The sequence below is a fragment of the Rhodoferax saidenbachensis genome (assembly GCF_001955715.1).
GTDB lineage: Bacteria > Pseudomonadota > Gammaproteobacteria > Burkholderiales > Burkholderiaceae_C > Allorhodoferax > Allorhodoferax saidenbachensis.
Genome location: NZ_CP019239.1, coordinates 2,221,075 through 2,232,651, shown reverse-complemented (window position 1 = coordinate 2,232,651; position 11,577 = coordinate 2,221,075). Strand labels below are relative to the sequence as shown.

The window sequence follows — 11,577 nt, the reverse complement described above, 5'->3', positions numbered from 1 at the left end:
GCGTTGTCGTTTTCAATGGGCTGGTTCAGTGCGCAATGTGCAGGCCGCACTCGCGCTGGTCTTCGCCCTTGGTCGGGTCCACGTAGTCGAAATTGTTGGGCAGGCCGTGCAGTTCGCAGTATTGGTACAGGTCCTTGGACGACCAGTGCAGCAGCGGCGCGACCTTGATCAGGCCGTCGGGGTTAATGCTCACAGGCTCCATCTGGGCACGCACGGCACTGTCGGTGGCGCGCAGCGCGGTGAACCAGACCTTGGGCGCTGTCTCGCGCAGCGCGCGGGTGAAGGGCTCCAGCTTCACCTCTTCAGTAAAAGCAGCGTGGCGTGGGTCATCCAGGCCGGGCAGCGGGCCTTCTACCGCTTCGCGGTGCGCGCGCGTGCGCAGCGGCAAGTAGATGCGCAGGTTCAGGCCAAGTTGCTTCGTCACTTCATCGGCGTAGCGGTAGGTGGCCTCGGTGTTGTAGCCGTTGTCCATCCAGACCACGGGTACGTCAGGCTTGGCGCGCGTGACCATGTGCAGGATCACCGCCTCAAACGGGCGGAAATTGGTGGTGACGATGGGGCTCTGGTTCAGGCCGAGAGCCCAGGCAACTAGACCGGGGGCGTCGTGGCCCAGGTCGGCGTTGACCTTGGCGAGATCAGGGGTGCTCATGCAGACACTCCCTCGCGGGCGAACACGGGCTTCACGGTGACGGCATCGCCTTGGTAGAAGCCGCGGTAACGGTCAAACTGGGCCTGGGCAAACTCCAGGTGCTGGTCTTCGCGCAGCACGGCCACGTCAAAACCCGTGCGCTCCATTTGCACCAGTTGGTCGATCAGCACATCACCCGTGGCACGGATCTCGCCGGTAAAGCCCAGGCGACGGCGCAGCAGGAAGGCCTGGCTGTAGGCGCGGCCGTCGGTGAACTTGGGGAAGTGCAGGTCGATGCGGATCACACCTTCGAGTGACACGCTGCGCGGGTCTTCGGTGTTGGCGATTGCTAGGACTTTTTGGCCCTCAGCCCCGGTGGAATTTGCGGAAGCAGCTATCAATTTCATAGTCATTTCTCTTGGTCGCTTCAGGCTTCTTGGGCGTCTTTGGCGTAGCCGCTGGCCTTGGGCATGGCGTGCAGGTCTTCTTTCTTGTCGGCCAGGCGGGCGCTGTTGGCGGCGCCCTTGAAGGTCTCAAAGCCGACGCGTTTCACGCAGTCGATGAAGGTTTCGCGACCGTCGCGGTGCAGTCGGAAGGTGTCCAGCAGGGCCTCGATCACGCCGGGCACTTCCAGCGCGGTGAAGGAGGGGCCGACCACCTTGCCGGCGACGGCATCGCCACTCAGCGTGGAGCCGTCGGAGCCGCCCAGCGACACCTGGTACCACTCCTTGCCGTCCTTGTCGACGCCCAGGATGCCGATGTGGCCGCTGTGGTGGTGACCGCAGCTGTTAATGCAGCCGCTGATGTGCAGGTCGATCTCGCCCAGGTCGTGCAGCTCGTCCATGTCCTGGTAACGCTCGGTGATCTGCTCTGCGATCGGGATGGAGCGGGCGTTGGCCAGCGCGCAGAAGTCACCACCGGGGCAGGCAATCATGTCGGTCAGCAGGCGGATGTTGCTGCGCGCCAGACCGGCGTGGCTGGCGGCCACCCACAGGGCTGGCAGGTCGGCCTCTTGCACCCAGGGCAAGAGCAGGTTCTGGTCGTGCGTCACGCGCACTTCACCGGCGCTGAATTCGTCGGCCAGCGCCGCGGCGGTGTCCAGTTGGTCCGCATCGGCATCGCCGGGGGCCTGGCCCAGGCGCTTGAAGCTCAGCGTGACGGAGCGCAGCTTGGGGTTCTTGTGGGCGGCCACGTTTTGTTGCAGCCAACGGTCGTAGTCCCTCTGGCGTTCGGGCGGAATTGCTACGGTTTTAGTAGCTGCTCGCGCAGACTCCACAAGGGCTGGAGGCACAAAACATGCTGTAACGCGGTCCAGCTCGGCCTGCGGGATGGTGTGCGGCGCGCCGTCCACCGTGAGGATCTGCTGGTACTCGGCTTCCACCTCGTCGATATAACGCTGGCCTTCGGCCTTCACCAGGATCTTGATGCGCGCCTTGTACATGTTGTCGCGGCGGCCCCAGCGGTTGTAGACGCGCACCACGGCCTCCAGGTAATTCATGATCTGGTTCCAGGGCAGGAACTCGCGCACCACCGTGCCCGTGATGGGGGTGCGGCCCATGCCGCCGCCGACCAAGACCTTGAAGCCCAATTCACCCGCTTCGTTCTTAATCAGGTGCAGGCCCACGTCGTGCCAGCGCACGGCGGCGCGGTCTTCCTTCGCGCCGGTGATGGCGATCTTGAACTTGCGGGGCAGGAACGCGAACTCGGGGTGCAGCGTGCTCCATTGGCGCATGATTTCGGCAAACGGGCGTGGGTCGGCAATCTCGTCGGGCGCCACACCGGCCAGTTCGTCGCTGGTGATGTTGCGGATGCAGTTGCCGCTGGTCTGGATGCCGTGCATGTTCACAGTGGCCAGCAGGTCCATCACATCGGCGCTCTTAGTCAACGGAATCCAGTTGAATTGCACGTTCTGGCGCGTGGTGAAGTGGCCGTAGCCCACGGGCAGGTGAGTCGTGCCCCAGGTGGCCTGGGTGCCAATGGCCTTGTCAAACACCTCTTTGCTGGGGTGGTCGTATTCGCGCGCAATGCGGCCCAGCACGCGCAACTGGGCGCTGGACAACTCGCCATACGGCACGGCCACGCGCAGCATGGGCGCGTAGCGCTGGATGTACCAGCCGTTTTGCAGGCGCAGGGGGCGGAACTCGTCGTCGCTCAGTGTGCCGGCCAGGTTGCGTTCCAGCTGGTCGCGGTGCTGGGCGGCACGGCTGCGGACGAACTGGCGGTCAAATTCGGTGTATTGGTACATGGTTCTAGTCGATGAAATACGGTGCCGGACGGGCGTTGTCGCAGGGCTTACAAGGCAATCAATTTGAGGCCGGCATAGGCCAGCAAGAAGGACAGCAGGGAGCGAATCACGCGCTCCGGGGTTTTGGACATCAGGTGGGAACCCACCCAGATACCGGGGAGCGAGCCTAACAGAAGCTTGCCCAGCAAAGGCCAGTCCACCGAACCGATGGACGCGTGGCCCAGGCCCGCCACCAGGGTCAGCGGCACGGCGTAGGCAATATCGGCCGCCACAATGCGTGGCAGCGGCAGCAGGGGGTACAAAAGCATCAGCACGGTCACGCCAATGGCACCGGCACCGACGGAAGTGAGCGTGACCAGCGTGCCGATCACCGCGCCAAACAGCGCCGGCAGGCTCCAGTGGCGGGGTTTTGCAGCCGCGGTTTCCTGGCCCGGAGCCACGGCGGTGGGCGAGGTTTTGCCACGCAAGGCCTTGTACAACGTGGCCGCAGCGGTCAGCAGCAGGGCAAAACCCAGCGTGGTGGTCATCAGGCTTTGCACGGCAGGGTCAGCCGGGCCCACGCGGTGCAGGATGTAGAGGGTGATCAGCGCCGCCGGAATGCTGCCCGCCGACAGGTTGAGCACCACCGGCCAGTCAATGTGCTTGGAGCGCGCCAGCTTGACGGTGCCGCCCATCTTGGTGAACGCGGCAAACAGCAGGTCCGTGCCCACGGCCAGATAAGGTTTCACGCCAAAAAAGAAGATCAGGATAGGCGTCATCAGCGAGCCGCCGCCCACACCCGTGAGCCCGACAACCAGGCCCACGAAAAACCCCGCAAAAACGAACGCCAAATCATGCATGGCATGGACTGTAGGCGGCCAACTTTAGATTGAAAACGATTTTTTGGCTATGTCTATATGCAGGAGTTGCATATAGAGGCTGGCGGCCGTGTGAGTTGGCTATTCTGGCTTGGATGCTGTGAGGCGGCTTCAGTTTGATTGCGGTGCTAGCGATTATTGCCCTGCCTGCGCCAAAGCGGACATTGGCGCTCTAGTTCTGGCTGGCAGCTTTGCGGCAAGTTGTTCGTCGAAGTGAGCAGCCGTCATGGGCTGGTAACTGTCTTTGATCAAACTCGCGCAATCGTCAAAAATCGACCCGAAGCAGAATTCCGAAAGGTCTGATTGGCGCCCAACAGCAGACATTCAATCGCGAAACCAAATCATTGCCTGAAACGATTGAAATGCAGCGAAATCGGTCGCTCAACATAACCCTCTGGCTATCCTCGACCGCGTCACGAGTGGCCACACTCACATGCACGCCTTTTATCTCTCATAGCGCAAGACTGCCCCGCTCCCTAAGATTCAACTGCGAACCTAAAACAACATTCGACTAGACTTTGTTCGCAACACAGGGGGGGCCTGAATTGCGACCCCTGATACTTGCCCAGTCACGATGCCCGCGATACACACTTACCTCTTGCGCCATGACCAGAAACAAAAAATCTCTCCCATTTCGCATTCTTGCAGCCACGTTCGCCCTAATTTTTGCTGGTAGTTCCTGGGCAGCGGTTGGGGATCAATTCGCAAAGGTGACCCTTAACAAACCAGACAAGGTTCAGGCTGGTCACTTGGCTTTCGTGGATGCGACTCAAGGAAAATTGATTGAAACGGATCTCACAGGCAAGATCACCTGGGAGTTTTTCATCCCCATGAGCATGCTCGGTCGCGGCAGATTGTCTGCTGGAACGGATGTCGAATGGTTGCCCAAGTCAGATCATTTCTTGCTGGCTATCGCTGGTGCAGGTGTTTTTGAGATCAATCGCCAAGGTCAGACCACGTGGAAATACCTGACCAAGTTTGCAGATCACGATGCGGACAGACTGGACAACGGCAATACCCTTTTTGTAAACGGTTGGGACGCAGACAATGACCCGGTCATGACTGAAGTGGACAGCGATGGCAAGGTCGTGTTGCAACTATTCGCGCGTGACTTGGAGCTAGATTCCACTGAACGTCATAGCGTCGCCAGCGAAATGTATTCAAACACGCATGCCAATGCAGCCCAAAAGTTGGGGCCTGGTGAGTATCTTCTTAGCCTGAGAAACTTCAATCAGTTTGTCAAAATCAAAGATGGAAAGGTGATCGGACGGGTCAAAAACGCCCGCAATGTGCACGATCCGCTTCCATATGAGAATGGTTTTTTGTTCGCAGCGCACCTTGCAGAGGACAAAAGTGCACTCATGCGTCAGATAGGCCCCGGTCAACGGGAGCCATTTTTCAAGCCTGATGACGGAACTTGGACACCCTTGAGAACTGTTGAATTACTTCAAAACGGAAATATATTGATTACAGGTGGGCGTGAAATTGGGCAACTGGACAAAGATGGTGATCTCGTCTGGAGCGTAGTGGTGGAGCATTTCGGGTCTGGAAAAAATGCCCAGAAGACTGGGAGCTATTTATACAAAGTTGCCTTTGTGTATAAGTGAATGTCTCGTCTGACCTGTATTGAAACTATGGAATCTCAGCACCCAGCCAACGTAGTGCATTGACTTATGAAAGATTGAATGCGCCCGAGGCTTTCCAAGCAATAAATGGTTATGACGCTGAGTGCCTTATGCCGACAAGATGCAAGCACGACGTCCCGCTCCAAACTACAGTTTTGACCGCACCAAAGCCGCCATCCACGACAGTCAGTTCCTTGTCCAGTCCGGGCGCTCATGTTCATCTGGCGACTGTCTGCTATCGCGGCAAACTTGAAGTCTACGACTGCCCGCTGACCGTAATACAGGCTGACTTCCAGAAAGCCGACGTTCGCGAACGACTACAACCGCCGCAGAGGCGAAGTGTCTACGGAATGACTGCCGTCACAGGCACCGCAAGATATTTACTCCAACAGTGTTGATTTTCGTCGAAATCTGATCCACTGAGCTTCAGCGCAATTCAATAGAACGCCATCCGTGTTCTCGTTCTAAGCACATTTTTCGTCAGAGAAACGGACTATTTTTCTGGCAAACTGCGCGCTCTTTTCTCATGAGCGTCTGCATCCTGCAGACCGAGTCTGTTTCCGCTATGCAAAATATCATCGCGCAGATCGCGCAGGAAATCCAAGTTCGTCCCAACCAGGTAGAAGCGGCCGTCCAGTTGTTGGACGAAGGTGCCACCGTGCCGTTTATCGCCCGCTACCGCAAGGAAGTGACCGGTGGGTTGGACGACATCCAGTTGCGCGAACTGGAAACCCGTTTGTCCTACCTGCGCGAGCTGCGCGACCGCAAGGAGGCCGTGATCAAGGCCATCGACGAGCAGGGCAAGCTCACCCCCACGCTGATCGCTGCCATCATGGCCGCGCCTACCAAGCAGGAAGTGGAAGATATTTACCTGCCGTTCAAGCTCAAGCGCCGCACCAAGGGCCAACTGGCCAAGGAAGCCGGGCTGGAGCCGCTGGCCGACGCACTGTTTGCCAACCCGACGCTGGTGCCTGCCGAGGCCGCTGAGGCCTACCTCAAGCCACCACTCACCGCGGAGCAGATTGCCGACAAACAACCTGATTTCTCCACGGTGTTCGCCGTGCTGGACGGTGTACGCGACTTGCTGAGCGAGCGTTGGGCTGAAGACCCGGTGCTGGTGCAGGACCTGCGCGCCTGGCTTTGGAACGAAGGCCTGCTGCAAAGCAAACTGGCCGAAGGCAAGGACGAGAACAACGCCGACGTCTCCAAGTTCCGTGATTACTTTGACTATGACGAGCCGATTGGCCGTGTGCCCAGCCACCGCGCGCTGGCGGTGTTCCGCGGCCGTGCGCTGGACATTCTGGATGCCAAGCTGGTGCTCCCAGAGCCTGCCAATTCCGTTCGCCCTGAGCCTGTCGAAGGGCTCGCAAAGGCTTCGACAAGCTCAGCCCGAACGGCCGTGAAGGCACCGGTAGTGTCACTGGCCGAAGGCCGCATTGCCCTGAAGCTGGGCTGGAGCCACCAGGGCCGCGCGGCGGACGATCTGATCCGCAAATGCGTGGGCTGGACATGGAAGGTCAAGCTCTCACTGTCCACCGAACGCGACCTGTTTTCCAAGCTGCGCGAAGACGCCGAGAAGGTGGCTATCAAGGTGTTTGCCGACAACTTGCGCGACCTGCTGCTGGCCGCACCCGCTGGCCCACGCGTGGTGATGGGTCTGGACCCGGGCATCCGCACCGGCGTGAAAGTGGCCGTGGTCGACGCGACCGGCAAGCTGGTGGAAACCGCCACCGTGTTCCCGCACGAGCCGCGCAAGGACTGGGAAGGCTCGCTGCACACGCTGGGCAAGCTCTGCGCCAAACACGGCGTGAACCTGATTGCGATCGGCAACGGCACCGCCAGCCGTGAGACCGACAAGCTGGCTGGCGACCTGATCAAACTGCTGGCCAAGATGGCTGCGCAAGCGGGTGCGCCCGAGATCAAGGTGGAGAAGGTTGTCGTGTCCGAAGCGGGCGCCTCGGTCTACTCTGCCAGCGAATTCGCTTCCCAAGAGATGCCCGACGTGGACGTGAGCCTGCGTGGCGCGGCGTCGATTGCACGCCGCCTGCAAGACCCATTGGCCGAACTGGTGAAGATTGACCCCAAGAGCATTGGCGTGGGCCAGTACCAGCACGATGTAAACCAGAGCGAACTGGCCAAGACGCTGGAAGCGGTGGTCGAAGACTGCGTGAACTCGGTGGGGGTGGACCTGAACACGGCCAGCGTGCCTTTGCTGTCCCGCGTGTCCGGCCTTTCCAGCACCGTGGCCAAAGCCGTGGTGCGCTGGCGCGAAGCCAATGGTGCTTTCAGCAGCCGCCAGGACCTGATGAAGGTCACCGGCTTGGGCGCCAAGACCTTTGAGCAAAGCGCAGGCTTCTTGCGCATCCGCGGCGGCAGCAACCCGCTGGATATGACCGGCGTGCACCCGGAAACCTACCCGGTGGTGGAGCAGATCATTGCCAAGTCTGGCAAGCCGGTGTCCGAGATCATGGGCCGCGCTGACATGCTCAAGGCGCTCAAGCCTGAGCTGTTCGCCAACGAGCAGTTCGGCGTGATCACCGTGAAAGACATCTTCACCGAGCTGGAGAAACCTGGCCGCGACCCGCGCCCGGACTTCAAGGTGGCGCGCTTCAACGACGGTGTGGAAGACATTGCGGACCTGAAGGAGGGCATGATTCTGGAGGGCACCGTGAGCAACGTGGCCCAGTTCGGCGCGTTCATTGATCTGGGCGTCCACCAGGACGGCCTGGTCCATGTGAGCCAGCTCGCACACAAGTTTGTCAACGACGCGCGCGAGGTCGTGAAGACCGGCGACATCGTCAAGGTGCAGGTCGTGGAAGTGGACGTGGCGCGCAAGCGCATTGCCCTGACCATGAAGATTGGCGCCGCGCCTGCAGGAAGCAAGGACAGGGCAGGGGACAACCGCTACCAGGGTGCAGCCCGTGGGGAGCGCCAGCAAGGCAGCTACCGCGACAACAACGCCCCAGCCGGCAATTCGGCGATGGCCAGCGCCTTTGCCAAGCTCAAGCGTTAACCCACGCAAGAAGAACCGCCCGACCCAGTGAGGGAGGGCGCGTTCCGGGCTGCAGGGTCAGGGGCCCCATGGAGAGTCTGGCAGGCCATAATCGGGCGAAGTACATACCGTTGGTGTTGGAGGTCTTGCGCATGGAACTCAGTGCGTTGCTGGAGAAGCAGTTCACCCTGCCCAGCATCCCGAAAATGGTGGCCCTGCTGCTCAATGAGATGGCACGCCCCGAGGTTGACCTCAAAGCGGTCAACCAGTGCATCAGCACGGACCCCGCGCTGACCACGCGTCTGCTGCAGCTCGCCAACTCCGATTTCTTTCGCCTCAGCGGCAAGATCAACAGCGTCTCCGAAGCGCTGGCCCTGCTCAACCTGCAGCAAGTGCGCACCATGGCGCAGGCGGCGGCGGTGGGCGCATCACTCAAAGCCGTGCCGGGCATCAACCTGCAGCAGTTCTGGGACTACAGCCTCAACGTGGCCCGCGTCTCGCGCTCACTGGCCGGCGTGGTGCGGCAAAACCAGCAGGCCGCGTTTACCTGCGGGCTGATCCACGCGATCGGTGAGTTGGCCATGCACCTGGCCATGCCCGACAAGATGGCTGTGATGGACTTTGAACTCCCGCCGCTGGACCTGCGCCGCGCCAAGCTGGAGCGCCGCGACCTGGGGTATTGCTATGCCAGCGTGGGCGCCGGGTATGCGCGCATGTGGCAGTTTCCCCAGACCATGGTGGACGCGCTGGAGCACCAGTACGCACCGTTTGAAAACAATGTCTACGAACCGCTGGCCGGCGTGATCCACCTGGCGACCTGGCGCGCCCGGTGCAAAGAAGCCAACCTGAGCGAACGCGGCATGGCCGTGACTTTCCCCGACCCCGTGGGAGTCGCTCTAGGACTCGACATCGACATGGTGCTGCAACAAGACCCGTTTGACTGGGCGGCACATACCTGAACTTCTGGATTTCATGCAAGCACTCCAACTCTATGCAGGCCCCAAGGCCCGCGCCGCCATTGCCCAACACGGGCTGCAGCCGCAGCACATCAGCACCATTCCCGGCGCGGCCGGTGGGCCCAAGGGGCTGATCCTTGGGGCGCTGGACCGGTTTATCTTTGGTGACTGGCTCACCCGATCCAGCCAGCCTGTCGACCTGGTGGGCGCTTCGATTGGCGCCTGGCGCATGGCCACGGCCTGCCTGAATGATTCGGTGGCCGCATTTGCGCGACTGGAGCACGACTACATCCACCAGCATTACGAGCTGGCACCGGGCCAGAAACGGCCCACGGCTGAATTCGTGAGCGAGATGTTTGGCCAGAGCCTGCTTTCTTTTTACGGCGGGCGCGTGCCGGAGGTGTTGCACCACCCGCGCTACAAGCTGCACATCGTGACCTCGCGCGGGCGCCACGTGCTCAATACCGAGCACGGCCTGCGCACACCGCTGGGCTACTTGGGCGCGTTTTTGACCAACACCGTGCACCGCAAGGCCATGGGCGCGTGGCTGGAACGTGTTGTGTTTTCCAGCCCTGGTGTGGATGGTCATAGCATGCCGCTCCCATTTGGTACCCACGACTACCGCACACGCCAGGTGGCTTTGAGCGAGGCCAACTTCAACCCCGCGCTGCAGGCCAGTTGCTCCATTCCCTTCGTGCTCAAGGCCGTGCACAACATCCCCGGCGCGCCGCCCGGCGCTTACTGGGACGGCGGTATCACCGACTACCACCTGCATTTAAACTACCCCGCAGGTGCGCAAAATGCTATCAAAAATGGAGCTGCTCGCGCACAATCCACGAGGGCTACAGGCCTAAATGGCACTGAAACACAGGCCGAAGGTGGCATCGTGCTGTACCCGCACTTCCAGAAGAGTGTGGTGCCCGGCTGGCTGGACAAGAGCCTCAAGTGGCGCCACAAGTCCACCCATCACCTGGACAACATGCTGCTGTTGGCGCCCAACCCCGAATGGGTCAAAACCCTGCCCAACGGCAAGTTGCCCGACCGCACCGATTTCACGCACTACGGCCCCGACCTGGCCGGCCGTGTGAAAGCCTGGAGCGCGGCTTGCGGCGCCAGCCAGCAAATGGTGGATGAGTTTGCCACCTGGCTGGACCAACCCGACATGGCACGCGTGCTGCCGTTGTAAACCGCCCATAGACCATGGCACGCCTGCTCTACACCTGTGTGCTTGCGCTGTGGTGGTTCGCAGGATCTACCGGTATGGAGGCCGCGGGTATTCTCAAACAGTTGTGGAGTCGTTATGGCATGTAGTTCGGCACGTAAATCGAGATATGGCGCTGTGTGGCGCTGGGCCGCGAGCGCTGGCGTGGTGTTTGTTCTGGCGCAGCCCGCGTTCGCCACCACTTTGCGCGAACGCATCCAGGAGCGCCGCGCCAAGGCGCAAGACGCGGCGGAACAATCACCGCGCGTGCTGCGTGACGTGCCCTATGGCACCCATCCCAAGCAGCGCATGGACATCTACCTGCCTGCCAACCCGAGCGAAACCAGCGCTGCACCGGTCATCTTCATGGTGCATGGCGGTGGCTGGCGGGTAGGGGACAAGAATGCCGCCTCAGTGGTCCAGAACAAAATCGCCCGCTGGAGCCCGCGTGGTTTTGTCTTCATATCTATCAACAACCGCCTGCTGCCCGACGCCGATCCGCTGGAGCAGGCCCGTGATGTGGCCCGCGCGCTGGCCACGGCCCAGCAACAGGCCAGCACCTGGGGTGCAGACCCGGGCAAGTTCATCCTGATGGGGCATTCGGCGGGGGCGCATCTGGTGGCGCTGCTGGCTGCATCGCCCACCTTGGCGCGCGAATCCGGCGCTGCGCCTTGGCTGGGCACGGTGGCGCTGGACAGTGCCGCACTCGATGTGGCGCCCATCATGCAGGCCAAACACTTCAACCTGTACGACCCGGCCTTTGGCATCGACCCCGCGTATTGGCGCGCTGTGTCGCCGCTGCAAGTGCTGGATGGTTCCGCCCGGCCTGTGTTGACCGTGTGTTCCTCACGGCGCGAAGATTCCTGTGCCCAAGCGCGCGGCTTTGTGGCCAAGGCGACCAGCCTGGGTGTGCGTGCACAGGTGCTGTCACAGGACCTGTCGCATGGGGATATCAACCAGTTGCTCGGTAAGCCAGGGGCTTATACGGAAGCGGTGGAGGCGTTTATGGCCAGCCTGTCGGCCCCGGTGGCCAGCAGGCTGGATAGCAGCAAACCTTAGCAGCGTTGGCGGGG

General features: G+C 61.1%; 9 protein-coding genes. 5 read left to right on the top strand and 4 right to left on the bottom strand.

Translation table 11 applies throughout. From position 1 onward, the window contains the following. Window positions 1–25: 25 nt before the first annotated feature. From RS694_RS10640 to RS694_RS10625, 4 genes are read right to left on the bottom strand one after another with little or no spacing between them, the layout of a single operon-like run. Window positions 26–649 carry a phosphoadenosine phosphosulfate reductase domain-containing protein gene (locus RS694_RS10640; RefSeq protein ID WP_029709026.1) on the bottom strand — a complete coding sequence of 208 codons (624 nt, stop codon included), beginning with the start codon at window positions 647–649 and terminating at the stop codon, window positions 26–28. After that, entirely contained in the window at window positions 646–1,035 is a 390-nt protein-coding gene (locus RS694_RS10635; RefSeq protein WP_029709025.1) for a DUF934 domain-containing protein, read from the bottom strand. The genes RS694_RS10640 and RS694_RS10635 overlap by 4 nt, the downstream gene beginning before the upstream one ends. 20 nt (window positions 1,036–1,055) lie before the next feature. Continuing rightward, on the bottom strand, window positions 1,056–2,873 hold the full coding sequence (locus RS694_RS10630) for a nitrite/sulfite reductase (RefSeq protein WP_051392045.1): 1,818 nt from the start codon (window positions 2,871–2,873) through the stop codon (window positions 1,056–1,058). A 47-nt stretch (window positions 2,874–2,920) separates the two neighbouring features. After that, window positions 2,921–3,712: a sulfite exporter TauE/SafE family protein gene (locus RS694_RS10625; protein WP_029709023.1), complete on the bottom strand. Its 792-nt coding sequence runs from the start codon at window positions 3,710–3,712 to the stop codon at window positions 2,921–2,923. 623 nt (window positions 3,713–4,335) lie between these two features. On the opposite strand from RS694_RS10625, the gene RS694_RS10615 reads away from it, so the two are divergent. From RS694_RS10615 to RS694_RS10595, 5 genes are all read left to right on the top strand, one after another. Next, window positions 4,336–5,337 carry a hypothetical protein gene (locus RS694_RS10615; RefSeq protein ID WP_029709021.1) on the top strand — a complete coding sequence of 334 codons (1,002 nt, stop codon included), beginning with the start codon at window positions 4,336–4,338 and terminating at the stop codon, window positions 5,335–5,337. A 583-nt stretch (window positions 5,338–5,920) separates the two neighbouring features. Continuing rightward, entirely contained in the window at window positions 5,921–8,368 is a 2,448-nt protein-coding gene (locus RS694_RS10610; RefSeq protein ID WP_029709020.1) for a Tex family protein, read from the top strand. A gap of 131 nt (window positions 8,369–8,499) precedes the next feature. Further along, window positions 8,500–9,306, top strand: coding sequence for an HDOD domain-containing protein (locus RS694_RS10605; RefSeq protein WP_029709019.1), 807 nt, complete (start codon window positions 8,500–8,502; stop codon window positions 9,304–9,306). A gap of 13 nt (window positions 9,307–9,319) precedes the next feature. Then, window positions 9,320–10,489, top strand: coding sequence for a patatin-like phospholipase domain-containing protein (locus RS694_RS10600; RefSeq protein WP_029709018.1), 1,170 nt, complete (start codon window positions 9,320–9,322; stop codon window positions 10,487–10,489). Window positions 10,490–10,669: 180 nt separating this feature from the next. Continuing rightward, window positions 10,670–11,563, top strand: a complete 894-nt coding sequence (locus tag RS694_RS10595; RefSeq protein ID WP_029709016.1) for an alpha/beta hydrolase — start codon at window positions 10,670–10,672, stop codon at window positions 11,561–11,563. The last annotated feature ends 14 nt before the right edge of the window (window positions 11,564–11,577 follow it).

Excerpts from the sequence above, each read along its gene's own strand:
- RS694_RS10640 (WP_029709026.1), bottom strand. The coding sequence starts at position 649 with ATGAGCACCCCTGATCTCGCCAAGGTCAACGCCGACCTGGGCCACGAC.
- RS694_RS10635 (WP_029709025.1), bottom strand. The coding sequence starts at position 1,035 with ATGAAATTGATAGCTGCTTCCGCAAATTCCACCGGGGCTGAGGGCCAA.
- RS694_RS10630 (WP_051392045.1), bottom strand. The coding sequence starts at position 2,873 with ATGTACCAATACACCGAATTTGACCGCCAGTTCGTCCGCAGCCGTGCC.
- RS694_RS10625 (WP_029709023.1), bottom strand. The coding sequence starts at position 3,712 with ATGCATGATTTGGCGTTCGTTTTTGCGGGGTTTTTCGTGGGCCTGGTT.
- RS694_RS10615 (WP_029709021.1), top strand. The coding sequence starts at position 4,336 with ATGACCAGAAACAAAAAATCTCTCCCATTTCGCATTCTTGCAGCCACG.
- RS694_RS10610 (WP_029709020.1), top strand. The coding sequence starts at position 5,921 with ATGCAAAATATCATCGCGCAGATCGCGCAGGAAATCCAAGTTCGTCCC.
- RS694_RS10605 (WP_029709019.1), top strand. The coding sequence starts at position 8,500 with ATGGAACTCAGTGCGTTGCTGGAGAAGCAGTTCACCCTGCCCAGCATC.
- RS694_RS10600 (WP_029709018.1), top strand. The coding sequence starts at position 9,320 with ATGCAAGCACTCCAACTCTATGCAGGCCCCAAGGCCCGCGCCGCCATT.